The sequence below is a fragment of the Burkholderia sp. NRF60-BP8 genome (genome assembly GCF_001522585.2).
Lineage (GTDB): Bacteria > Pseudomonadota > Gammaproteobacteria > Burkholderiales > Burkholderiaceae > Burkholderia.
In genome coordinates, this window is the sequence record NZ_CP013374.1 from 299317 (window position 1) to 324404 (window position 25088).

The 25088-nt window shown below is 67.0% G+C and carries 19 protein-coding genes; 4 read left to right on the forward strand and 15 right to left on the reverse strand.

Going from position 1 to position 25088, the window contains the following annotated elements; translation table 11 throughout:
• Positions 1 to 166 precede the first annotated feature (166 nt).
• Positions 167 to 1984, reverse strand: coding sequence for a methyl-accepting chemotaxis protein (locus WS54_RS31060; protein WP_059781797.1), 1818 nt, complete (start codon positions 1982 to 1984; stop codon positions 167 to 169).
• Positions 1985 to 2236: 252 nt separating this feature from the next.
• Between WS54_RS31060 and WS54_RS31065 the strand changes: the two genes are divergently transcribed.
• On the forward strand, positions 2237 to 3823 hold the full coding sequence (locus WS54_RS31065; RefSeq protein ID WP_059781794.1) for a methyl-accepting chemotaxis protein: 1587 nt from the start codon (positions 2237 to 2239) through the stop codon (positions 3821 to 3823).
• A 189-nt stretch (positions 3824 to 4012) separates the two neighbouring features.
• Positions 4013 to 5974 (forward strand): phosphatase PAP2 family protein, encoded by a 1962-nt coding sequence (locus tag WS54_RS31070; RefSeq protein ID WP_059781792.1) that lies wholly within the window; start codon positions 4013 to 4015, stop codon positions 5972 to 5974.
• Here the strand turns inward: WS54_RS31070 and WS54_RS31075 are convergent.
• Genes WS54_RS31075 through WS54_RS31115 form a run of 9 tightly spaced genes read right to left on the reverse strand, consistent with a single transcriptional unit; the run spans position 5955 to position 15553 of the window.
• Entirely contained in the window at positions 5955 to 6251 is a 297-nt protein-coding gene (locus tag WS54_RS31075) for a hypothetical protein (protein WP_059781789.1), read from the reverse strand. The two genes, WS54_RS31070 and WS54_RS31075, sit on opposite strands and share 20 nt — an antisense overlap.
• 55 nt (positions 6252 to 6306) lie before the next feature.
• Positions 6307 to 7830 (reverse strand): UxaA family hydrolase, encoded by a 1524-nt coding sequence (locus WS54_RS31080; protein WP_059781788.1) that lies wholly within the window; start codon positions 7828 to 7830, stop codon positions 6307 to 6309.
• Complete coding sequence (locus tag WS54_RS31085) at positions 7827 to 9005, reverse strand: D-mannonate oxidoreductase (RefSeq protein ID WP_059781786.1); 1179 nt, start codon at positions 9003 to 9005, stop codon at positions 7827 to 7829. The genes WS54_RS31080 and WS54_RS31085 overlap by 4 nt, the downstream gene beginning before the upstream one ends.
• Positions 9006 to 9036: 31 nt before the next feature.
• Positions 9037 to 10047, reverse strand: a complete 1011-nt coding sequence (locus tag WS54_RS31090) for a zinc-binding alcohol dehydrogenase family protein (protein ID WP_059781784.1) — start codon at positions 10045 to 10047, stop codon at positions 9037 to 9039.
• Between the two features lie 22 nt (positions 10048 to 10069).
• Positions 10070 to 10945 (reverse strand): amidohydrolase family protein, encoded by an 876-nt coding sequence (locus tag WS54_RS31095; RefSeq protein WP_059781782.1) that lies wholly within the window; start codon positions 10943 to 10945, stop codon positions 10070 to 10072.
• Positions 10942 to 11958: an aldo/keto reductase gene (locus WS54_RS31100; protein WP_059781781.1), complete on the reverse strand. Its 1017-nt coding sequence runs from the start codon at positions 11956 to 11958 to the stop codon at positions 10942 to 10944. Before WS54_RS31100 ends, WS54_RS31095 begins: the two co-directional genes overlap by 4 nt.
• Positions 11959 to 11994: 36 nt before the next feature.
• A complete protein-coding gene (locus tag WS54_RS31105) occupies positions 11995 to 12942 on the reverse strand; it encodes an ABC transporter substrate-binding protein (protein ID WP_034209095.1) in 948 nt (315 codons plus the stop codon).
• Positions 12943 to 12984: 42 nt separating this feature from the next.
• Positions 12985 to 14016, reverse strand: coding sequence for an ABC transporter permease (locus WS54_RS31110; protein ID WP_011549867.1), 1032 nt, complete (start codon positions 14014 to 14016; stop codon positions 12985 to 12987).
• Positions 14009 to 15553 carry a sugar ABC transporter ATP-binding protein gene (locus tag WS54_RS31115; protein ID WP_059781779.1) on the reverse strand — a complete coding sequence of 515 codons (1545 nt, stop codon included), beginning with the start codon at positions 15551 to 15553 and terminating at the stop codon, positions 14009 to 14011. Before WS54_RS31115 ends, WS54_RS31110 begins: the two co-directional genes overlap by 8 nt.
• Before the next feature lie 233 nt (positions 15554 to 15786).
• Between WS54_RS31115 and WS54_RS31120 the strand changes: the two genes are divergently transcribed.
• Positions 15787 to 16488: a FadR/GntR family transcriptional regulator gene (locus WS54_RS31120; RefSeq protein ID WP_034209092.1), complete on the forward strand. Its 702-nt coding sequence runs from the start codon at positions 15787 to 15789 to the stop codon at positions 16486 to 16488.
• 67 nt (positions 16489 to 16555) lie between these two features.
• Here the strand turns inward: WS54_RS31120 and WS54_RS31125 are convergent, their stop codons facing one another.
• The 5 genes from WS54_RS31125 to WS54_RS31145 form a co-directional block, all read right to left on the reverse strand.
• Positions 16556 to 19210, reverse strand: coding sequence for a glycoside hydrolase family 3 N-terminal domain-containing protein (locus WS54_RS31125; RefSeq protein WP_236872846.1), 2655 nt, complete (start codon positions 19208 to 19210; stop codon positions 16556 to 16558).
• Positions 19131 to 20297 carry an ABC transporter ATP-binding protein gene (locus WS54_RS31130; protein ID WP_059781775.1) on the reverse strand — a complete coding sequence of 389 codons (1167 nt, stop codon included), beginning with the start codon at positions 20295 to 20297 and terminating at the stop codon, positions 19131 to 19133. The genes WS54_RS31125 and WS54_RS31130 overlap by 80 nt, the downstream gene beginning before the upstream one ends.
• A gap of 72 nt (positions 20298 to 20369) precedes the next feature.
• Complete coding sequence (locus tag WS54_RS31135; protein ID WP_059781773.1) at positions 20370 to 21215, reverse strand: carbohydrate ABC transporter permease; 846 nt, start codon at positions 21213 to 21215, stop codon at positions 20370 to 20372.
• 2 nt (positions 21216 to 21217) lie between these two features.
• Positions 21218 to 22138, reverse strand: a complete 921-nt coding sequence (locus tag WS54_RS31140; RefSeq protein WP_236872847.1) for a carbohydrate ABC transporter permease — start codon at positions 22136 to 22138, stop codon at positions 21218 to 21220.
• 34 nt (positions 22139 to 22172) lie between these two features.
• The gene (locus tag WS54_RS31145; RefSeq protein WP_059781816.1) at positions 22173 to 23468 is read right to left on the reverse strand and encodes an extracellular solute-binding protein; all 1296 of its coding nucleotides are present in this window, start codon (positions 23466 to 23468) and stop codon (positions 22173 to 22175) included.
• A 314-nt stretch (positions 23469 to 23782) separates the two neighbouring features.
• Between WS54_RS31145 and WS54_RS31150 the strand changes: the two genes are divergently transcribed.
• Positions 23783 to 24841, forward strand: a complete 1059-nt coding sequence (locus tag WS54_RS31150) for a LacI family DNA-binding transcriptional regulator (protein WP_034209088.1) — start codon at positions 23783 to 23785, stop codon at positions 24839 to 24841.
• Positions 24842 to 25088: the final 247 nt, after the last annotated feature.

Here is a 25088-nt window from a genome sequence, read left to right on the forward strand (position 1 = left end):
GTAGCCAGTCACGGCGTGAGCGACGCATCCGCCGATCGGCGCAGGATACGGGCGCGATCCCGCCCGTCGCCGGCGGGCATGCCGGCCGGACCGGCCGCACGGCGCCGCCATGTGCCTGCGGTGCGGCGCACGAAGCAGGCGCTCGCCGGCCCCGTCAACCGGACCGTCACGCCGGCACGGTGCGCTCCGCGAGCTTGAACTCGTCGACCGTCTGCGCGAGCCGGGCCGCCTGCTCGCGCAGCGACGTCGCGGCAGCCGCCGATTGCTCGACGAGCGCTGCGTTCTGCTGCGTCGTATCGTCGAGCTGCGACACCGCCTGATTCACCTGCTCGAGCCCCGTGCTCTGCTCCTTCGCGGCGACGCTGATTTCGGCGATCACGCTCGTGATGTTGCGCACGCCGTCGACGATTTCGTCCATCGTCGCGCCGGCCGTCTGGACGAGCCCGGAGCCGCCCTCGATCTTCTCGACCGACGCGTGGATCAGTTGCTTGATTTCCCGCGCGGCCTGCGCGCTGCGCTGCGCGAGCGCACGCACCTCGCCGGCGACGACCGCGAAGCCGCGGCCATGCTCGTTCGCACGTGCCGCCTCGACGGCGGCGTTCAACGCGAGAATGTTGGTCTGGAACGCGATGCCGTCGATCACGCCGACGATGTTGGCGATCTCTCCCGACGCCTGCGTGATGTCGTTCATCGTCGAGACGACCTCGCGCACGACCGTGCCGCCGCGCAGCGCGACATCCGACGCCGATTCCGCCAGACGGTTCACCTGGCTCGCCGCATCGGCCGAATTGCGGGCCGTGCCCGCGATCTCCTCGAGCGCGGCGGCCGTTTCCTGCAAGCTCGACGCCGCGTGTTCGGTGCGGGCCGACAGATCCTGGTTGCCCTGGGCGATCTCGGCGCTTGCGAGGTTGACGGACGTGCTGAACTCGCGGATCTGCAGCAGAATCGCACTGATCTTCTCGGCGAAGGCGTTGAACGCTCGCGCGATCTGCGCGGCCTCGTCGGCGCCGTCGGCGGGCAGGCGCTTCGTCAGGTCGCCGCTGCCGCTCGATACGTCCGTGAGCGCATCGCGCACCATCAGGATGCGCTTGAAGGCTGCGTTCGTCATCGCGCCGACGAGCGCGGCCGCGACGACGGCGACGATCACGATCGCCAGCAGCGTCGTCGTCGCGACGGCCCGCATGCCGGCCGTCACATCGCCCTTGTCGAGCGCGAGCACCAGCGACCAGTCGGTGCCGACGATCGGTTGCGCGCGCATCAGCTTGGCGGCGCCGTCGATGTCGACCGCGACGGGCGCGGACGCCGTCTGCAGTGCGCCGAGGCGATCGGCATCGAGTTCCGGCGAGAGACCGGTGGCCGGCTTCATGATCAGGTCGGTCTTGGCCGACGCGATCACGCGCCCGCTCTTGTCGACCAGAAACGCGAAGCTCGCCGGGGTCGGGTGAACGGAAGTCACGATCGAGCTCACGTTCTCCATGAACAGGCTGGCTGCCAGCACGCCCTTCACCGCGCCGTCGCGCACCACGGGCACCGCGAACGCCACGGCCGGCTTGCCGCTCGTCGCATCGCGGTAGAGCGCCGTCACGACCAGACGGCCCGCGCCGACGGCCTGCTTGTACCAGGGCCGCGCGGTCGGATCGTAGCCGGGTGCGAGCGGCACGTTCGAGAACGCCGTCTTGTCCGGCAGGCCGAGCGTCAGCACCGCGAAGCCGCCCGACTTGCCGAGCAGCTTCAACGCCGGCACCGGATCGCCCTCGCCGATCGCGATCGTGTCCGCGAGCGCCTGGGTTTCGCGCGCCCGGCTCGCCACCCATTCGTCGATCGCGAGCGCGTGGCCGGCGAGGATCGACTGGTGATTCTGGTCGATGGCCTCGTCGTTGTGGGTCTTGACGACGTAATAGACGAGCCCCCCGGTTACGGCCAGCGCCGTCACGACGATGGCGACACACGTCGCCAGTATCCGGGCGCGAATTGATGACAGCATGATGACTTGGGTCTCCGTTACCGCGTAATTGAACTGGATCGGTGAACAGGCCGATCCTGATCCATTTAACGGCACCGGGGACGGGAAGTTGAGCGCTGTCGGAACGCCGGCGTGATGCGGGCGGCGCACGGGCCGAATTTTTTCGATGGCCGGTCACGCGCAAACGATTGCCGCGGACGGCGGTCCTAAATTGTTCATTCACCATTCCGATAATAAGGAAAGCTATTTGATACTCACAACTGGAATTTCCCCATGAACGATCGACGGTTAACGGTTCGCACGAAGCTGATCATCGCTTTCGGACTGCTGACGTGCACGGTTGTGCTCGTCTCCCTCCTCGGCATCGTGTCGCTCGGCAACGCGAACGCGGCATTCGAGCATTACGTCAACGGCACCAACGCCCGCGCAACGCTGGCGGACAAGGTTCGCGTCGCGGTCGACCGGCGCGCGATCGCCGCCCGCAACCAGGTCCTGGCGACCGGGCCGCGCGATGCGGACGTCGAGAAGGAAGCGGCACTGCAGGCCGACCGCGACGTCGGTGCGCTGCTGGGCGAGCTGACGAACGCGGTCCGCGAAGGAAGCGGCGCGTCCGACAAATCGCGCGAACTGGTTCGGCAAATCGCGGCGGTCGAGGCGCAGTACGGCCCCGTGGCGCGCGCCATCGTCGATGCGGCGGCCAACAACCGGCGCGATCAGGCGATCACGATGATCAACGAACAGTGCCGCCCGCTGCTGGCCCAACTCGTCGCGGCCACCGACGCGTATGCGACGTACACGCGCTCGCGGGCCGCCCAACTGGTGACGGAATCGAACGACCGCTATACCTCGCGACGACTGATGTTGATCGCCATCTGCATTGCTGCTGCGGCGGCGGCGGCAATCTCGGGCGTCTTCATCACCCGCGGCTTGCTGCGCGCACTGGGTACGGAGCCTGCCGCGCTCAGCGAGATCGCCGGCCATATCGCCGCGGGCAACCTCGGCGCCGAATCCACGACCGGCGCCGCGCCGCCCGGCAGCGTCCTGGCTTCCATGCGCGACATGCAGGCGAACCTGATCCGCCTGATCTCGGAAGTCCGTACCGCATCGGGCAACGTCGCGACAGGCGCTGGCGAAATCGCGTCCGGCAACCAGGACCTGTCCTCCCGCACCGAGCAGCAGGCCGCATCGTTGCAGGAAACCGCGTCGAGCATGGAGCAGCTGACATCCACCGTGCGCCTGAACGCCGACAATGCGCAGCAGGCGAGCGGCCTGGCCAACAACGCATCGGAGGTCGCCCAGCGCGGCAGCGCGGCGGTCGGCCTGATGGTCGACACGATGACGGACATCAGCACGAGCTCCACCAGGATCGCCGAGATTACCGGCATCATCGAAGGCATCGCGTTCCAGACCAACATTCTCGCGCTCAACGCAGCCGTGGAAGCCGCCCGCGCCGGCGAGCAGGGTCGCGGCTTCGCGGTGGTGGCCAGCGAAGTCAGGAGTCTTGCGCAGCGTTCGTCGAGCGCCGCGAAGGAAATTCGCGAGCTGATCTCGCAATCGGTCCGGAAAATCCAGGACGGCTCGCATATCGCGAACAATGCGGGCGAGACGATGAGCGAGGTCACGCATGCGATCTCGCGCGTGACCGACATCATGGGCGAGATCGCCGCGGCGTCGAGCGAGCAGAGCCGCGGCATCGAGCAGGTCAATCTGGCCATCACGCAAATGGACGAAGTCACGCAGCAGAATGCGGCGCTCGTCGAGCAGGCCGCCGCCGCATCGAAGTCGCTCGAGGAACAGGGCAGCCGGCTTGCCGAGGCCGTATCGCTGTTCCGGCTCGACGCGCGTGCGGCCAACGCGTAGGCCGGCGTCCGCCGCCCTGTATCGGTGACGGGTGCACGCGTTCGCGCCGCCGTCACGTTAAGCATCGGAAATTAACCAGATAGTGGGAATTTGGTGCGTATCGACGACGACGCGAAACAATTCCGTAACGGCCGCGTAACGATCGCTCCCCACAATCCTCCATCTTCGACCATCAGGATGGAGTCTTGCATGTTTGCGTCACGAAGCCGTTTCCCGCTGCACGTCGCGGCATTGTCGAGTGCGATCGTACTGGCTGCCTGCGGCGGCGGCGACGACGTCACGTCGACCGGCACGATCGCCGCGGCCGTGCCCGCGCCGCCCGCCGACCCCGGCTTCGTCGACAGCGCGCCGATCCCGAGCGCGCCCGCTTTCGTCGACAACGTCGCGACCAACCAGCGCGGCGATGCGCGCTATGCGACGCTGTCGACCAACGCAGCGGTGCGCGTGTTGAGCCGCTTCCTCGATCTCTGGCAACCGTCGACGATGCTGGTCGACGCGGGCGTGTCCGCGCCGGCGAACGGCGCGTTCCCGGCCGTCTCGCCGTCGACCTGTTCCGGTCTGCCGAACAGCGGCGTGCCGTGCGGCACGATCCTGAACGATGCGGTGCTGTCGGCCAACGTGCAGTACGTGATCGACGCGACGACCGCGCGCACGCCGCAACAGGCCGATGCCGCGTACTACGACGACCGGCGCGGCAAGGGCTACAGCGTGACCGACGGCATGGGCCCGCTCACCGCCGCGTGGCGCACCGCGGCCCAGCAGACGACCAGCATCACCAGCGTGCCCGCCGATGCGACGACCGTGCTGTACAACGACGCCGGCAACAACGTCGGCGTCGGCAGCAGCGGCGGCAACGCCGGCTTCGGCAAGGTCGTCGACCTGCTCAACGAAATGGGCAACAACGCGTCGACCGAGCCTTCGAAGCGCTTCTTCAAATACGCGCGTCCGTACCGCTGGAGCACGAGCGTGATCGTCGCGCCGACGCTCGTGCCGGCCGAAAGCACGACGCCCGCGACCGACGGCGGCTTCATCAGCGGCCACACGGCCGAGGCGGTGCGCGATGCGACGACGATGGCGTGGCTCGTGCCGGAACGCTTCCAGGAAATGATCAGCCGCGGCCTCGAGCTCGGCGAGAACCGGATTCTGGCCGGCATGCATTCGCCGCTCGACGTGATCGGCGGCCGCATGCTCGCGCTGGCCGTCAGCGCGGCGAACCTGAGCGCGTACGCCGGCGACGCGCAGGCCGCCTACACGCAAGCCCATCAGACGCTGCAGCAACTGACGGGAACGAACGCCACGACGTTCTCCGCATTCGCGCATTCCGGCACGCCGGCCACCGACCGGTTCGCCGACTACACGGCGAACCGCGCCGCGTTCCTGCGCCGCATGACGTTCGGCTTCGGCGCGCTCGAATCGACGAACGCACCGCCGGTCGTGCCGAAGGGCGCAGAGATTCTGCTGCAGACGCGCTTTCCGTACCTGAGCGCCGACCAGCGGCGCGTCGTGCTGAAAACGACCGAGCTGCCGTCCGGCTATCCGGTCATGGACGACGCGGAAGGCTGGGGTCGCCTGAACCTGTTCGCCGCGGCCGACGGCTACGGCGCGTTCAACGGCAACGTGATCGTGTCGATGGATGCGTCGCAGGGCGGCTTCAATGCAGCCGACCTGTGGCGCAACGACGTCGCGGGCGCCGGCAAGCTGACGCTGCAAGGCAGCGGCACGCTGACGCTGGCGGGCAACAACGGCTATACGGGCGGCACGCAGGTGAATGGCGGCACGCTGGCGGCCGCGTCGACGACGGCGTTCGGCAAAGGCGACGTGTACGTCGGCCCCGGCGGCAGCGTGCGCATCGCGGCCGCCGCGCCGGTGACGATCGCCGCCCGCTACACGCAGCTCGACAATACGACGCTCGAACTCGACATCGACGGCAACGGCGGCGGACGGCTGCGCGTGGGCGGCCCGCTCACCATCGCGGGCGGCACGCTGCACGTGAAATTCGTGAACGGCTACGCGCCGAAGGCCGGCGACACCATCGCGCTGATCGACGGCGCGGCGGCGGCCGCGAAGTTCTCGACGGTGACGGTCGACGGGTTCAAGGCCACGCCGGTCTACACCGCGACGGGCGTGTCGATCACGCTGTCGGCGGCGTAGCCGACGGCGAAGATCGCGCCTGCAACGGCGCCGCCCACGGGCAAGACCGCGTACCGAAGCGCCGTTGCAGTTCGATGATCGTCGGCAGGTTGAAATCGTGAACATCCGGCGCGGCGGCGCCCTGCCGCCGGCTGACCTCGACACAGAGTTCCAGCGCCCGCGCACGCGTCTCGGCGAGCAGCCGCAGCGCCTCATCGAGCAATCCCTTCTCCAGTTCCGACGGCGAGCCGCCGTGGCCGGTTTCGCCGATCGCCGGCTCGCTCATGCGGGTTTCCATCGCGGCTTCTCCTTCGCTGTCCGATTGCGCACGCGCTCGCCCATCGCCTTTCGCGTCACATGACCGCGCCGCGCAGCCACGGCACGAACTCGCGTTCGCCGATGCCGTTGTCCTCGCTGCAAGAGCGTCGTCCGGACGCGACGTCGAGCATCAGCCGAAACAGCCGCGCGCCCGCTTCGTCGACCGTGAGCGAACCGGCGACGATCCCGCCGCTGTCGAAATCCATGTCCGATCGCATCCGCTCGAACAGGCCGGTCGTCGTCGCGATCTTGATCGTCGGCACCGGCTTCGACCCGAACACCGAACCGCGGCCCGTCGTGAAGCACACGAGATTCGCGCCGCCGGCGATCTGCCCGGTGGCCGACACCGGGTCGTAACCGGGCGTATCCATGAACACGAGCCCGGCTTGCCGCACCGGCTCCGCGTAATCGTAGACCGCGCGCAACGGCGAGCGCCCGCCCTTCGACACCGCGCCGAGCGACTTCTCGAGAATCGTCGTGATGCCGCCGGCGAGATTGCCGGGCGACGGGTTGTTGTTCATTTCGCCGCCGTGATCGGCGACGTAGCGCTCCCACCACTGCAACCTGCCGCGCAGACGCTCGGCTACGTCGCGCGAGGCCGCCCGCGCGATCAGCAGATGCTCGGCGCCGTAGATCTCGGGCGTCTCGGACAGAATCGCGGTGCCGCCGTTGCGGACCAGCAGATCGACTGCCGCGCCGAGCGCCGGGTTCGCCGTGATGCCCGAGTAGCCGTCGGACCCGCCGCATTGCAGGCCGACCGTCAGCCGCGCGGCCGGCACCGCGCTACGGCGCGCGCCGTCGGCCATCTCCAGCAATTCGCGCACGATCGACACGCCGCGGGCCACGGTATCGCGCACGCCGCCCTCGTCCTGAATGACCAGCGTGCGCACGGTGCCCGGCGCGGCCGCATCGAGCCGTTGCGCGAGCGCCCCAACCTGGTTGACCTCGCACCCGAGGCCGACGAGCAGCACGCCGGCGAAGTTCGGGTTCCGTGCATAGCCGACGAGCGTGCGTCGCAGCAGTTCGATGCCGTCCCCGGTTGCCGACATGCCGCAGCCGCTCTGATGGGTGATCGCGACGACGCCGTCGACGTGACCGAACGCATCGAGCGCGCCGTGCCGGTATGCATCGGCGATCGCATGACAGACGCTCGCCGAACAGTTGACGCTCGCGATCACGCCGACGTAGTTGCGGGTTCCGACGCTGCCGTCGGGCCGCACGAATCCGTCGAAGGTATCGGCGCGATCCGCCGGAACCTCGTGCACGTCGCCGGCACGTGCGTCGTCATGCGCATGCCGCTCGGGCATCCCGACGTTGTGCACGTGCACGTGCTCGCCCACGGCGATGTCGCACAGCGCGATGCCGATCGGCTGGCCGCATTTGACGATCGCGTCGCCGCGCGCGATCGGCGTCGTGGCGACCTTGTGGCCGGCCGGCACCGCGGCCGCCGGCCGCAACGGCGCGCCGCGCACGTCGATCGGCACGTCCGGCGTCAGTGCGTCGAGTGCGACGGCGACGTTGTCGTCGCCGTGAAGGATCACGATTGCCGGTTGCTTCACGATGCATGTCTCCCTGTCGTTGCGCCGGCCGCCGGATCGCCGGCCGCCGGGTCATGGCGGGCGACGAGTTGCCGCAACCGAGGTTGTTCGGCCGGCAGCGCCAGCGAATCCGCGAGCGCGAGCAACGGCTCGATCCGCCGCGCCACCTTCTCGCGATGGTTGACCGCGATATCGGCGATGCGATGCGCGAGAAACGGATTGAGAAAGCGCTCGCGCACGCTGTCGACGTACCGTTCCGCTGTATCGCGCAAGCCCAGCGCAACGAATACCGGCGCGACTTCATCGCGCCACACCGCCTCGAGGCCGTCGCGCAGCCGCGCATCGTTCATCGCGTCCAGTACCGTTTCCGATGCGTCGCGCCCCGCCGCGAGCCACTGCTCCGCGAGCCAGCTGTGCCCGAGATTGAGGAAGAACAGCTTCAGGCGCTCGTGGCTGCGCAAATCGTCGGTGACGACGATCTGCGCGTGCCGGCACGGCAGCGCCATGCCGGCACGCCGTTCGATCGCCCACAGCGCATAGGGCTCCGCGATCGCGCCGACCGGATGCAGCGGCTCGGACACGATGCGGTCGACGAGCGAATTGACCCACACGCAGCGGTTGCACAGATAGTCGGCGAACGCGTCGGACAGCCGCCACCGGCGCGCGAGGTCCAGCACGATGTCGCGCAGCGTGTCGCCGTTGTTCGTCACCAGTTCGCAAGGCAGGACGGAGATGCCGTCGTCGGGCCGCACCCGCCAGCGCGCATGCAGCAGCGCGAGCAGCTTCGCCGGAAAGCCGCTCGGGGTTTGCTCCGGCCGGTCGAGCAAGTCCGCGGCGTCGCGCGGATCGGCGCGATAGCCTGCATCGCCGGTGTTCGACACGATCGCGCGCACCGTCTCGATCGCGGCACGGCGGATCTCCGCCCAGTCGCGCTCGGCGTCCCACGCGCGCTGCACGGCGCGGCATTCGACGACTTCGTCGACGATGCCGCCGCGATCGCGCCCGCGAATCCGCACCGGATAACAACCGGTGGCGCGCAGCGCGTCGATGCGGGCGCGGCTCGCCGGATTGCCGGTCGTCTGCACGATGCCGATGCCGCCCATCGCGTTGCCGTCGTCCAGCGCCTGGGAGACGAACAGGTCGACGTGCGCCAGCAGGAAGCGGCTCGTGCCGAACTGCAGGATCGGCGGCGTCATCGCGTGCGCTCCGCGTGCCGGATTCGGTCGCTCAGCATTCGACGAGCGCCTTCACGACGGTCTGCCCCGCTTCCAGCAGACGCGGAAACGCGTCCGGCACCTCTTCGAGCCGCATTCGGTGCGTGTTCAGCGCGCGGTCCGGAATGCGTCCCGCGCGCATCGCGTCGAGCACCGTCGCGAAATCCTCGGCCGTCGCATTGCGGCTCGCGAGCAGCGTGGTTTCCCGCTTGTGGAATTCGGGATCCGAAAACGCGACGTGCCCGCGCACGATCGAGATCAACGTGTATTTGCCGCCGTGCGCGACGAATTCGAAGCCGCGATTCATCGCATCGAGGTTGCCCGTCGCGTCGAACACCGCATCGAAATACTCGCCGTTCGTCAACGACGCGAGACGCGCCGCGTCGTCCGCCCCCACCTCCACCGCCGCATCGACCGCCAGGTGCTGGCGGCAAAACGCCAGCCGGTCGGCCCGCGTATCGAGACACGTGACGTCGGCGCCGCGCAGCTTCGCGAAAATCATCGCGGCCATGCCGATCGGCCCGGCGCCGACGACCAGCGCCCGCTGCCCGGCCCGGACGTCGGCCCGCCGCACCGCATGCGCGCCGATCGCGAGAAATTCCAGCATCGCTGCCTGGTCGAGCGAAATGCCGTCGGCCTTGTGGACGAACTGCGCGGGGACGCTGAGGTATTCGGCGAGCGCGCCGTCGCGATGCACGCCGAGCACCTTGATGTTCACGCAGCAGTTCGTGTTGCCGTGACGGCATGCGACGCAGTGTCCGCACGACAGGTACGGCATCACGTACACCGCATCGCCGGCGCCGAGCCCCGACTCGGGTTCCGCCTCCACGACGACCGCGGAAAGCTCGTGCCCCATCACGCGCGGATAGTCGAGGTACGGCTGGTTGCCGGTGAAGATATGCAGATCGGTGCCGCAGATGCCGACGCGCTGCACGCGCAACAGCACTTCGCCGCTGCCGCGCACGGGCAGCTCGCGCTGCTGTACGCGCAGCACGCCGGGGGATTCGCAAATCACGCTGAGCATGTCGGGTTCCTTTCGTGATGGTTCATTCTTCGTGGCGTGCGGTGTCGATCCGGTAAAAGCGGCGTGCGTTGCCGCCGAAGAGGTCGGCCAGTGCGGCAGCGCCGAGCAACCGCGCGCAGTCGTCCTCGCACGCGGCCAGCCATTCGCCGTAGCCGCCGCACGCCGACGCCAGCCGCAACACCGGCCAGTCGCTGCCCCACATCAGGCGCGTCGGCCCGAACAGCTCGGCCAGCGCATCGACGTACGGCCGCGTGCGCGCGCGCACGACATCCGGGCCGGCCGACGGCCCGGCCTCCGTCCACAGGCCGGACAGCTTGCAATGCAGGTTCGGCAGGCTCGCGAGCCTGCGCATCGCCGACAGCCACGGCTGCAGCACGCCGCGCTCGACGAACGGCTTCGCGCCGTGGTCGATCACGATCGGCAGATCCGGATGGCGCCGCGCGAATGCATGTAGCGCATCGAGATGGCGCGGCATCACCAGCGCATCGAAACCGAGCCGATGCTCGAGCATCGCGGCGACCGCGCGATCCAGTCGCGGATCGTCGATCCACGCGTCGTCGGGCAGATCCTGCAGCATCGGTCGCAAGCCGCGCGCCTTCGGCGCGGAGGCGAACGCCGCGATCCGCGCCGGCGCGTCGTCGGCCTTCATGTCGACCCAGCCGACCACGGCGCCGACGCTCGGCGTGGCGGCCGCCAGATCGAGCAGAAAGCGCGTGTCGGCTTCGCTCGGCAGCGATTGCACGAGGACGGTGGTGTCGATGCGCGCGGCATCGAGCAGCGGCGCCAGATCGGCGGGATCGAAATCCCGGTGAATCGCGTCGAGTTCGGCCGGCGGCCAGCAGCCGGCCCGCGCGCCGATTCGCCAGTAGTGCTGATGAGCGTCGATGCGCGCGGTCATGCGCGTGCTCCCGGAACCGGCGCGTGCGCGTCGATCAGACCTTCGTCGCGCAGTGCATCCCATAGTTCGGCCGGCGCAGGGCGCTCGAACCATTCGATGTTCTGCTTCAGCTGAGCGACGCTGCGCGCGCCGACCACGCACGACACGACGGCCGGATGGCCGAACGGAAACTGCAGCGCAGCGGCGGGAAGCGGCACGTCGAAGCGGTTGCACAGCGCGCCGAGCCGCATGGCCTTGTCGATCACATCGGCGCTCGCGTCCGCATAGTTGAACTTGCCGTTGCCGGCGAGCAGGCCGGAGTTGAACACGCCGCCGATCACGATGCCCGTCCCTTCACGGGCGCACGCGTCGAGCAGCGGTTCGAGCGCCGTCTGTTCGAGCAGCGTGTAGCGGCCGGCCAGCAGCACGGCGTCGAGCGCCGCTTCGTTCAGCGCATCGGCCGCGACTTCCCATTCGTTCACGCCGAGACCGAACGCGCCGATCTCGCCGCCCGCGCGCAGCGCATCCAGCGCGCGAAACCCGCCGCCGCGAGTCAACTGCTCCCAATAGTGCGCGTGACGATCGCCGTGCGTCATCGCGCCGATGTCGTGCACGTACAGCATGTCGACGCGCGCGAGCCCGAGCCGTTGCCGGCTGTCGTCGTGCGAGCGCATGATCCCGTCGTAGCTGTAGTCGTAGACCGGCCGGAACGGCAAAGGCTCGGCCCAGCCGTCGTCGCCCGGCCGCACGCTCGCGTCGGCGCGCATCAGCCGCCCGACCTTCGTGCTGAGCGTGAAGGCGCCGCGCTCGCGCGAGGCGAGCGCCGCCCCCACGCGCCGCTCGGACAGCGTGTAGCCGTAATACGGCGCGGTGTCGAAGTAGCGCAGGCCGGCCGCCCACGCGGCGTCGACGAGCGCGGCGGCATCGACGGCCGACATCGGACGATAAAGGCCGCCCAGTTGCGAGCAGCCGAGGCCGAGCGCCGACATCGTCATCCCGCTGCGCGGCAAGCTGCGCGTGTCGTTTGCGTTCATGAGTCGTGACCCGATACGGGAAAGCGGCACGGCCGGTCAGTACAGGACATTCTTCGCCGCCTGCGAATCGAGGTTCTGCTTGTCGACCATCACGACGCCGGTATCGATCAGCTTCGGCGCGGGCTTGCGCGCGATGACGTCGAGCGCCGTGCGCACGCCCTGGTTCCCCATCTGCCACGAGCCCTGCACGGCGATCGCCTGCACGGTGCCGTCGCGCACGAAGCCCTGCAGGTCCTCGTTGCCGTCGAACCCGATCGCCACCACCTTGCCCGCCTTGCCCGACTGCTTCAGCGCGCGGCCCATCCCGACCGCGGTCGGCTCGTTCGCGCCGAAGATGCCCTTCAGGTCCGGATTCGCCGACAGCACGTCGGTCGTCTGGTTCAGCGCGGTCGCCATTTGCGATTGCGAGTAGTACGGACCGACGATCTGCAGCTTCGAATGGCTCTCGATATATTTGCGGAACCCGCCGACGCGGCTGACCTCGGAGCCCGCACCCGGCACGTACGACATGATCGCGATCTTGCCGGATTGCCCGACGCGATCGATCAGCGCTTTCGCGCACAGCGCGCCCGCCTTCTCGTTGTCGGTCGACAGGAACGCCTGGTAATACGGCTTGCCGGCGTCCGCGATGGCCGAGTCGATCAGCACGACGGGAATGTGCGCTTCCCACGCCTTCTTGATCGCGGGGACGAGTGCATCGGGGTCGGACGGCGCGAGCACGATGCCCGCCACATGGCGCGTGACCGCGTTGTCGACCATGTTGACCTGTCCGCTGATGTCCGACTCGGCCGCCGGCCCCTGGAACGTCATCGTGTAGCCCTTGGCCCCGTCGAGCGCCGCCTTCGCGCCTTTCTGCACGTTCTGCCAATAATTCGAATTGACCGTCTTGACGATCACGGCGATCTCGCCGCCCGCCGCCTGCGCGCCGCCGCTGCACACCGCGAACACGCATGCCGATGCCGCCAGCAGGATGAATTTGTTCATGTCTCGCTCCGCTTCTCGTTGGTAGGGACTGCTTGCTGCCGGTCAGGGCCGGCGATTGCGCAACTGGTCGATCCACACCGTGCCCAGAATCACGACGCCGATGATGATCTGCTGGATGAAGCTCGACACGCCGTTCATGTTCAGGCCGTTGCGCAGCACGCCGATCACGAACGCGCCGATCGCCGTGCCGGAAATCGTGCCGACGCCGCCCATCAGCGACGTGCCGCCGATCACCGAGCTGGCGATCGCGTCGAGCTCGTACATCACGCCCTCGTTCGGCTGCCCGGTGACGAGCCGCGACATCAGCACGCAGCCGGTCACGCCGGCAAGCGCGCCGGACAGCACGTAGGTGAACAGCTTCACACCCTGCACGTTCACGCCCGACAGCCGGGCCGCCTCCGCGTTCGACCCCACCGCGTAGATATGACGGCCGAGCGACGTCCTCGACAGCAAGACGGACACCACGACGAACAGCACGACCATGATCACGACCGGATACGGAATGCCGGGAAAGGTCGTGTCGGGGAACCCGTCCGCGCCGATGCGCGAGATCCGCAACAGCGCGCCGTTGCCGAGCGCGCCGAACGCGTCGCCGAGATCCGATACCGGCCGCGCGCCGGTGATCTGCAGCGCGATGCCGCGCGCGACCAGCATCATGCCGAGCGTCGCGATGAACGGCGGCAGCCCCATCTGCGTCACGCAGATGCCGTTGACGAGCCCGCACAGCGCGCCGACCAGGATGCCGGCCGCCATCGCGGCGGGTACCGGCACGCCGGCCTTGACCAGCAGCGCCGCGCACACGCCGGCCAGCGCGAGCACCGAGCCGACCGACAGGTCGATGCCGCCCGTGATGATCACGCAGGTGGCGGCCACGCCCAGATAGGCGATCGACGTAACCTGCAGGCCGACCGTCATCAGGTTGTCGACCGAGAAGAACGCCGCGCTCGAGATCGAGAACGCGAACACGAGCACGACGAGACTGCCCAGGGCCGCGAACTTCTGGATCAGGTCGCGTCGCCGCTGTCGCGCCGCCCGTTCGTCGGCCTGGCTTCGATCGGATGTCATTTCAAGCATGGGAACGCCCCGACGCGTAGTGCATGATCTCCTCCTGACTGGTGTGTTTCGTCTCGAGCAACGCGGTCAATCGACCTTCATGAAAAACGGCGATCCGGTCGGTCACGCCGAGCAGCTCCGGCAGCTCCGAACTGATCAGCACCACGCCGACGCCGTCGGCGGCGAGCCGGTCCATCAGCCCGTAGATCGCGAATTTCGCGCCGACGTCGATGCCGCGCGTCGGCTCGTCGAAGAACAGGATCTTCGAACCGCGGTACAGCCATTTGCCGATGACGACCTTCTGCTGGTTGCCGCCGGACAGGTTGCGCACGCGCTGGTGCACCGACGGCGTGCGAATCGCGAGGTCCTGCACGTAGCGGCGCGCCACGTTCAATTCGTCGTCGAAGCGCAGGAACCCGAGACGCGACGCGATGCCGCGCACGTTCGCGAGCGTGAGATTCGCCGCGACGGGCATCGACAGCGCGAGCCCCTCCTTCTTGCGGTCCTCCGACAGATACGCGATGCCGTGCCGGATCGCCTCGCGCGGCGAGCGGATCGTCACGGTCCGGCCGTGCAGCGCGATCGTGCCGCCGTCGGGACGGTCCGCCCCGAAGATCGCGCGCGCGATCTCGGTGCGCCCTGCGCCCATCAATCCCGCGAAGCCCAGGATCTCGCCGCGGCGCAACGCGAACGACACCGGCCCGAACACGCCGTCGCGGCGCAGGTCCCGCACGTCGAGCAGCACGTCGTCCGTCGGCGCCGACTGCCGCGACGGATAGGCGTCGTCGAGCGAGCGTCCGACCATGCGCGCGACGATGTTGTCGATGCTCACGTCGGCGAAATCGTCCGTCGAGATATGGCGCCCGTCGCGCAACACCGTCACGCGATCGACGATTTGCGCCATTTCGTCGAGCCGGTGCGAGATATACAGAATCGCCACGCCGTCTGCGCGCAGCTCCTCGATGAGGCGAAAGAGCTGCACCGTTTCCGCTTCCGTCAGCGACGACGTGGGTTCGTCCATGATCAGCACGCGCGCATCGAGCGACAGCGCCTTCGCGATCTCGACCATTTGCTGCTCCGCGATCGACAGCACGCCGACCTTCGTCGTCGGTGCGACGTTCAGGCCGATTCGCGCGATGCAGCGCGCCGCATCCGCATTCATGCGCCGCGTATCGACGAACGGCCCGCGCCGCGGCTCGCGTGCGAGGAACAGGTTCTCCGCCACGCTCAGGTGCGGGACGAGATTGAGCTCCTGGTGAATGATCGCGATGCCGGCCGCCTGCGCTTCGGAAGCCGAACGAAATCGCACCGGCGCGCCGCGATAGCGAACGACGCCCTCGTCGGGCAGGTACTGGCCGCTGATGATCTTCATCAGCGTGGATTTGCCCGCGCCGTTTTCGCCGCACACCGCATGCACTTCGCCGCGGCGCAGGTCGAGACGAATCCCGTCGAGCGCGAGGACGCCCGGAAAGCGCTTGCGAATCCCTTCCAGGCACAGGATCTCCCGGTTCGTTTCGTCCGGAGCGGCCTGACCGGGCAGATTGCGAGGCAATGCCATTGCGTCTCCTTGGAGTGGATCGACCTCGGCACCGTCTGGTCAGTCCAATTTAGACGAATTACAGCAATCAAACCAATTTTGGTCAAGCCAATTTAGCTATTCACATCTGATCTTACCAATAGTGAAAACCCGCACATCCGGATGAACGGGCCGCCGCAACGGGCGAAACGACGCGCGTGATAGACTCCGCGACACGCGCTTGCGCCGAAAGCGCATTGATCCCACTGCATCGGATGAAATCGACAGAACCCAAGCGGCTTTACCAATCGGTCGCGGCCCAGATCGTCGCGTTGATTCGCCAGGGCGAATTCGCGATCGGCGAGCGGCTGCCGCCGGAACGCGAGCTGGCACTGACGCTCGGCGTCTCGCGCCCGTCGCTTCGCGAGGCGCTGATCGCACTGGAAATCGGCGGTCAGATCGAGATCCGGATGGGCTCCGGCGTGTATGTGCGCGACACGGCGGCCGATGCGGTCGGCCCGATGGCCACGCTCGGCGACAGCCCGTCGGAATTGATGCAGGCCCGCGCGGCCGTCGAAGGCAGCGTCGCCGCATTGGCCGCCGCGCGGATGACGGCCGCGATGCTCGAGCGCCTGCGCCGCACCGTTCAGCGCATGAAGCGGCTCGCGGAGGCCGGCAAATCGCCGGTCGAAGCCGACCGGCAGTTCCACATGCTGATCGCGGAAGCCGCCGGCAACTCGGTGCTCACCCGCTTCGTCGGCGAGCTGTTCGACAGCCGCCACGACCCGATCGCGACGGCCATGCGCGGCCACGCGGAGAATCCTCAGACCTGGACCGCCGCCGTGCGCGAGCACGAGGACGTGCTCCTCGCGTTGCAGGCCGGCGATCCGATCGCCGCGCAGACGGCGATCCGCGCGCATCTGCGTGCGTCGGAAGCGCGGTGGATCGAAGGCGGGCTGAAAGCCGATCCGGATTGAGCGGCGCGGGCGCGGACATGCGTGGGCATCGCAACGCACCGGCCCTCGGCGCTTCTGTCACCGAGACTCAGCCCGCAGCGACCGGATTGCCTGCCGTGACCTCGCAGACCATGCGCCAGTGGCGATCGAGCGTCCGCGCGGTTTCACCGACCACGGTCGCACAACCGGCCAGATGGATGTCGCGACTGGAACTGCCCACCATGATGTCGAACTCGCCTGGCTCCACGATCCGCTCGCCCCGTTCGTCGGTGAAATTGAGCATATCGACGGGCAGCCGGACGTTCACCGTTCTGCGCGCACCGGCAGGCACGAACACGCGCTGGAAGCCCTTGAGTTCCCGTACCGGTCGCACGACCGACGCCACGCGATCGCGCACGTAGATCTGGACGACTTCCGTACCGTCGCGCGGCCCGACGTTCTCGACCTCGAACGAGAATTCGAAGACACCGTCGGAAATGCTTGCCCTTTGAGCGATCCAGTCGAGCGCGCCATAGCGGAATTGGGTGTAGCTCAGGCCGAAGCCGAACGGATAACGCGAGCCAAAATGATAGGCAATCGGCGTGCCGGCGCTTTTCAGCTTGTGGTTGTACACGTAGGGCACCGCGCCCGCGCTTTTCGGAATCGACAACGGCAATCTGCCGCTGAAGTCGGCCGCGCCGGAAATCAGCTTCACGAGCGCGTCGGCACCGCCCTGACCCGGCGCGAACGCGACGATATGCGCGGCCACGGCATCTTCCAGGCCGCCCAGGTTGTACGGACGCCCGCCGGTCTGCACGACGACCGTCCGCGTACCGCTCGCGACGACCGCGTCCAGCAGTGCCTGCTGGACGCCGGGCAAGTCGAGGCTGTCCGTATCCGATCCCTCGCCGACGGTTCCCGACTGAAACAGCCCGGCCAGATCGCCGACGAAGACGATCGCGACATCCGCGGATTCCGCCACCCGCACGGCCTCGGCGATCTGGTCGGTTTCGCGGCTGACGGGTGCCTGCCGGTCTTCGTCGATCGCGCGCGCCATGTCGACATCCCCCGGGAATACCGGCGTTCCCGCGCGGCGCTCGCGAAGAATCTCGCAACCCTTCGCGTAAAGCACCCGCTCGCCTCCGAAACGCTCCCTGAACGCCTGCAACGGCGTCTTCACCGGCGAACGCGCATCCTCGCCGGTCGTGATCAGATGCACCGGGAAGCTGTATCCGGCAAGCAGCGCGAGCGGATCGTCGGCCGTCGGCCCGATGATCGCCACGCGCGACGCACCGTCGGCTCCGATCGGCAACACGGCAGCGTTCTTCAACAGGACGATCGATTCGAGTGCGGCCCGATCCGCCACGGCCGCCGCATCGGCGCCGTTCACGTCGACACCGTCCGGATCCGCGTACGGATGCTCGAACAGCCCCAGACGGAATTTCTCGGTCAGCACGCGCGACACGGCCGCATCGATCACCCGCATCTCGATGTCGCCGCGCTCGATCGCCGCCTTCAGATGCAGCGCGCATTCGTGTCCCGGCAGTTCGACGTCGAGACCCGCATTGAACGCCAGCGCCGCGGCCCCCGCTTCGTCACGCGCGACGCCATGGTGCGTGAACAGCAGGTTGACGCCTGCATAGTCGGCAACGACCAACCCGTCGAATCCCCATTTTCCGCGCAGCGTTCCATCGATCAGCGTCGGATCCGCATGACACGGGATACCGTCGATGTCGTGGTAAGCCGGCATCACGGAGCCCGCATTGGTCAACTTGACCGCCATTTCGAAGGGCAGCAGGAAGACATCGTTGAATTCGCGCGGGCCGACATGGACGGGCGCGTGGTTGCGCCCGCCTTCGCTCGCCGAGTGCCCTGCGAAGTGCTTGAGCGTCGCCAGCAAGTCGCGGCGCTCGCCCTGCAGGCCGTCGACGTAACGACAGGCCAGCACGCCGACCAGATACGGATCCTCGCCGAGCGTCTCTTCGGTGCGCCCCCAGCGTGGATCGCGCGATACGTCGAGCACCGGTGCGAGCCCCTGATGGCAGCCGATCGATCGCGCCTGCCGGCCGATTTCCCGTGCCACGGCTTCGACCAGCTCCGGGTTCCACGTCGCGGCGTAGTTGAGCGGCGCTGGAAACAGGGTCGCGCCTTCGATCATCAGGCCGACGAGACACTCCTCGTGGGACATGACGGGAATACCCAGGCGCGTGTCCTCGATCATCCTGCGCTGCAGCGCGTTCAATGCGCGCACCCCTTCGCGGGCCTCGACCGAGTGCGTACCCAGCGGGCGCGTGATCTGTCCGAGGCCATGCTTCAGAAGTTCGTCGACGGTAATCCCCGTCTGGCGCTGAGCGAAATCGGCGAGCCTCCATGCATGGTTGCCGTCCGACGACAACCTCAGCCAACCGGCATGCAACTGTGCGATTTTTTCATCCAGGTTCATGCGGGCGAGCAGATCGGCCACGCGCGCGGGAATGGGCGCGTCGGGGTTGCGGTACAGCGCCGGTTGTTCTTCGATATCGATTGACATAAGGAATCCCAAATAAATGGCTGGATGGACGAATGGGTCAGCTACCCGTTTCAGTGCCCGACGCGAGCGGCGACATACACCGCGCCCGTCCGGTCGAATTCGATCCCGGGGCGATCGACGCGCATCGGCGAAGCCGACCGGGTATGCCGTGCGATCAAGCCGATCGCAGCGCGTAACCCTGTTGCCGTGCCGCGGCGAGGCGCGGCAATGCCATGCCGTCGGCATCGAAGACATGGCAGGCATCGGGCGAAACATGAAGCGCGACGGCCCGGCCGCGCCCGATGTCGACATCGCCGGCGAGCTTCGCGATCACGCCGGCGTCACGGCCCTCGCCAACGGTCGCATGCAGATACGTATACTCGCCGAAACGCTCGACCAGCCCGGTCGTCGCGTTGACGGCCTGACTGCGCGCGTCGCCTGCGGCAATGACGAAGTGCTCGGGCCGAACGCCCAGCGTGACGTCGGCGCCCACCTGCACGCCGCGTGCGTCGACCGCGGCCTGAATCAGCGCTCCCCCACGCAGGCTGAGCGAAAGCCCGCCTGAATCCGCCGCGACGATACGCCCCGGCAGGAAATTCATCCGCGGCGAGCCGATGAAACCCGCAACGAACCGGCTTCTCGGGCGGTGGTAAAGATCCAGCGGCGCTCCGACCTGGGCTACGCTGCCATGGCGTTCCATGTCGGCGCCGGCGTGCAGCAGCACGATCTTGTCCGCGAGCGCCATCGCTTCGGTCTGGTCGTGCGTGACGTAAATCGCGCTCGCCCGGTCGAACTCGCGGTGCAGGCGCGCAATCTCCGTTCGCGTCTGCACCCGCAGCGCGGCGTCGAGATTCGACAGCGGCTCGTCGAACAGGAATACGCCCGGCTCTCGCACGATTGCCCGTCCGATCGCGACGCGCTGGCGTTGCCCGCCCGACAGCGCCGCCGGCCGCCGCTCGAGGAACTTCTCCAGTTGCAGCGACGCCGCGGCCTGTCTGACCTTGCGGTCGATCGTCGCGGCGTCGATCTTCGCCTGCCGCAAGCCGAAAGCCATGTTTTCGTAGACGGTCATGTGCGGATACAGCGCATAGTTCTGGAACACCATTGCCACGCGCCGCTTCGACGGATGCAAATCGTTGACGAGCGCACCGTCGATTCGCAGTTCGCCGGCCGTGATGGTTTCCAGACCGGCGATCATCCGCAGCAGCGTCGATTTTCCGCATCCGGATGGGCCGAGGAACACGCAAAACTCGTTGGCGCCGATCTCGAGATCGACATCTCGAATGACCGGGGGATTCCCGGGGTACGCCTTCTGCACATGCTTGAGACTGATGCTGGCCATGATTCGCTTGACTGAATGAGTAAGTGGATCCCGGCGTCCCGCGATGCGTGCCGGGCTGCGGTCGAGCGGTCGCTATCCCTTCAGCGATCCGGCCATCATTCCCTTGATGATCCGTTCCTGCCCGAACGCGTAGGCGACGATCAACGGAAGCGAGGTGAGCGTGACGACGGACAGCATCGCGGGAATGTTCGATGCGTACTGCCCCTGGAAATCCCACAGCGCGAGCGGCAGCGTGCGGTGTTCCGGCGTGGAGGTCAGCACGTACGCAAAGATGAACTCGTTCCAGAGGGCGATCGCGTTGTAGATGGCCACCGTCGCCAGGCCGGGCATCGACAGCGGAAAGTAGATCCGCCAGAAAATCTTGAGCGGCCCGCATCCATCGAGACAGGCGGCCTCCTCGAGTTCGCGCGGGATCTGCTTCATGAACTCGGTGAGAATGAAAATCGAGATCGGCAGGCTGAACGCGACGTACGGGCCGACGAGCGCCAGCGACGTGTCGTACAGGCCGATGTTGCGGATCATCAGATAGATCGGCACCAGCGTCGCGTGAAGCGGCACGATCATCGATGCGACGACGAGTCCGAACAACGTCTTGTTGAAGCGGAACTGCATGCGAGCGAACGCGTAGGCGGCCATCGCGCTGAGCAGCACGACGACGATCACCGACAGGCCGACCACGAACAGACTGTTGCGCAGATACATGAAGAACGCGCCATGCAGCACGTCCAGATAGTTCGACAGGTCGAGCCGGGACGGCAGCGCCCACACCGAAGCCGAATAGGTTTCTTCCTGCGACTTGAGACTGGTGACGACCACGAACAGGAACGGCAGCGTGGTCACCGCGAGCCAGACGAGCGCCAGCAGGAAGATCGCGGGATGCCGTCGGCTGGCCGCCTGCCGGGCTGAACGAGCGAACATGGTCAGACCTTCTGTGAGTAGCGCTGCGTGGCGCGCAACGCGGCCGCCGCGACCAGCGCCACGATGATGAACATCGCCGAAGCGATCGTGCTGCCGTAGCCGAGCTGGAATGAACTGAACACGCGACGATACATGTAGGTGGCCATCAGCTCGGACGAATTCTCCGGCCCGCCGCCGGTCATCACGAAAATCAGATCGAAGTAGCGCAGCGATCCCAGTACCGCGAGGAGTGCGGCGGTCCGTACCGTGCCTTGCAGATGCGGCAGCTTGATGCGCCAGAAGATGGTCGGTTCCGACGCGCCGTCGAGCCGCGCGGCCTCGCCCAGTTCCGCCGGAAAGGACGACAGCCCGGCGAGAAACAGGATCATGTAGAAAGGGATGTTCTGCCAGCAGATCACCGCGATCGTCGCAGCGAGCGAGAAGCGCGGATCGCCGAGCCAGTCCTGCGCCAGCGCGTGCAGGCCGAGCGCGTGCAACCCGGCGTTCAGCGGACCGAAGTTCGGATCGTAGACGTTCTTGAACAGCACGCCGATCGCGACGCTGGACATCAGCAGCGGCAGGAAATACAGGATCTTCAGCAGCCGCGAGCCTTTGCCGGCCTTGTCGAGCAGCACCGCGAGCAGCAGCGCGACGGGCAACTGGATCACCACGGAGAACACGGCGAGCAGCAAATTGTTGCCGAGCGCCTTCCAGAACACGTCGTCCTGAGCCAGATGCAGCCAGTTGGCGACACCGACGAAACGCGCGTCGCTACCGAGCCCGTTCCAGTCGACCAGCGACAACCGGAAACTGTCGACCAATGGATAGAGCAGGAAAACGGCCAACAGCAGGACCGACGGCGCCAGCAACAGCGCCGCGGTCAACCGGTGCGGCGACATGCGGTGCGCTTTCGCGCGCGTCGCGATCATCGCTGTATCCACCATGACCTCCTTCACGATCGGTTCCACGCCAGCCGGCCTATCGGCCCGCCTCCGCCTTTGCCGCGTCTTCCATCTGTTGGGCCGCTGCCTCGGGCGTCACCGAAAGCCCCAGCAGCGCCTGCGAAATCTCCTTGTGCCGCTCGCCGAGACGCGGCGACAGTTCCTGGTCGTACCAGAGCTGGACGTTCGGCGCCTGCGCGACCAGTTCCTGCACGCGCTTCAGCATGGGATCCGCGATGGTCAGGTTCTTCACCGGCGGGAGTCGGGCATCGGCCAGTTTCGCGCGGACCGATTCGTCATCCGTCATCGTCCTGATCAGACGGAACGCCGCGTCGCGGTCGGAACACTGCGTCGATACGCTCAGGTAGCTGTCGCCGAGCGTTCCCACGACATCGCGAACATCGCCTTTGCCGCCAGGCATGGCCGGAAACGGAAAGAAGTCGAGCTTCTTGAAGAACGACGGATTTTCCTTCTGGATGGTCGACGCTTCCCAGCTTCCCATCAGCTCCATCGCGGCCCGGCCGGCGTACAGGAGGCGGCGGGACGCCCCGATGTCGTAGTCGAGCCCGTTGTAGCCGGGCGCGAATGCGCCGGCCTTGACGAGTTGCTGAAGATATTTGCCGGCGCCGACGAAGACGGGGTCGGCAAAACTGCCGCCCTTGTCGCGCTCGACGGCGCGACGAAAAACCTCCGGGCCGCCGAGCCGGTCGACCAGATACATGTAGTACATCGACCCCGGCCACTTGTTCTTGTTGGCCAGCGCGAACGGCGCGACCCCGTGAGACGTCAGCACCTTCACGACGTTCATCAGGTCGTCCCACGTCGCGGGCGGCGCGAGGTTGTATTGCCGGAACAGATCCTTGTTGTAAAAGATCACGGCAGCCGCCGTGTTCTCCGCCGGAACACCATAAATCCTGCCGTTATAGGTGACGGCCTTCCAGGACGCAGGCAGGAAGCGATCGCGATAGGCCGGATCCTTCTGCAGATAGGGCGTGAGGTCCACGACCTGACCTGCCTTGACGTACTCTCTCAGCGGCCCGCCACCCCACGTGTCGAACACGCAGGGCGGCTGCCCGGCGCCGAACGCCACTTTCAGCTTCGCCTTGTACGAATCGTTGAGCACGTGGGAATCCTCGACCTTGTATCCGGGGTTCTGTTTCTCGAACCGGTCGGCGGCGGCGCGTACGGTCCTGGGCCCATTGCCCTCCGTCTGGTGATCCCATTCGACGATGACTTTCGTCGACTGCGCATGACCGACGCCGGCCCAGAGCGCCGAGGCTGCCAACAGAGCCGTCGCGGCGCGCGAGAACCTTCGAACCTTGATCGAAAGCATCCACGTCTCCATCGTTGTAGGTCTCGTCAACGGATAGTTAGCGTTAACGTTATCGGATGTTAGGTTTGATTCGTCGCCATCGCTATCCGGGTATACCCATCGTCGAATTCGGTATCCCGCCGCGCCCGTCGAGCCGAACGAAAATGACTCGATCGCCAGGCAGAGAGCGGCTCCGGTCGAATCCGGCGAATCGGTTCAACTCCGGATCCGCATGTGACCTGTTAGAATGAACAGTAAAAACCGGACGTTATCGCTATCATCCATTGCGGAATGCGTGTGGCCGGATGACCACCCTCCACCGCACCACCTCGCCCATGAGCAAACAGAATCCCACTCTCGCCCATGTCGCGCGTATCGCGGGCGTGTCGCAGATGACCGCCTCGCGGGCGCTCAACGACCGCCCGGGCGTTTCGCAGGAAACGCGCGAGGAAATATTGAGAGTCGCGGCGAACATCGGGTATGTCGTCAACCGCAGCGCGCAGAAGCTGTCCGGCGGACGCAACGGCATCATCGGTATCGTGACGCCCACGCTCGACAACGAATTCGTCGGCGAACTGATTATCGGCGTGGGGCGCGCGGCGCGGGTAGCGGGGTACGAGACCTTCGTGTACACGGTATTCGACGAAGACCGTCACTCGCATCAGTCCGTGCTGGGGTTGATGAAGCAGTTCACCGACGGCGTCGTCGCCATCCTGCCGCGCGATTCGATCTACTTCGACGCGCTTGCCGCCGCGAACGTCCCGGTCGTCGTCATCGACCAGCGCGGCGCGCTCGCGGGGTTTCCGTCCATCTCCGTCGACAACTATGGCGGCGCATTGCGCGCAGTCGAACATCTGGCGCAACTCGGGCATACGCGCATCGCGTTCATCGGCGGCGACGAGTCCATCGAAGGCGTGCGCGACCGGCGGCGCGGCTATCTCGATGCGATCGCCCGACTGCGTCTGGCCGACGATCCCGGCTTGATCGCGCAGGGCGATCTGTCGCAGATGAAGGCATTCGACGCGGCATCGCAATTGCTTGCGCTGCCGGAACGCCCGACCGCGATCTTCGCTGCGAACGACCTGAGCGCGTTCGGCGTCATCGCGGCGGCAAGGGAAATGGGCCTGAAAGTCCCTCACGACGTCTCCGTCATCGGCTTCGACGACATTCCGATGGCCTCGCAGGTTCATCCGCCGCTCACGACGATACGCCAACCGTTCGCGCCGATGGGACGCGCCGCGGTCAATACGTTGATGGCACAGATCGACAGCAACGAATCGGTGGCCCCTCGAATCGTGCTGCCGGCCGAACTCGTCGTTCGACAATCGACCGGCCCCGCGCACGGCGCGGTCGCGACGAAAGCATCGCCCTCGCGCAATCGTTCGGCTAACTGATCGACGGACGCGACACCCGCCCCGGCCACGCGCCATTCAACGCCCTGCAACGCTGCCCGTTCGCTCGCCGTGCGGCACAACGGCAGCGTACGCCGCACCCGGCTCGTCACCCACACCGAGACGCCCCGACCGCGTTCGTGCCACGCACCGTTTCACTTCCCTCATCGGCGCTCAAAATTACGATTGCAAATGCCTCTCATTTGCATTAAATTGCCGCGCAAATGTACTGTTTGGAACACCGATGTCG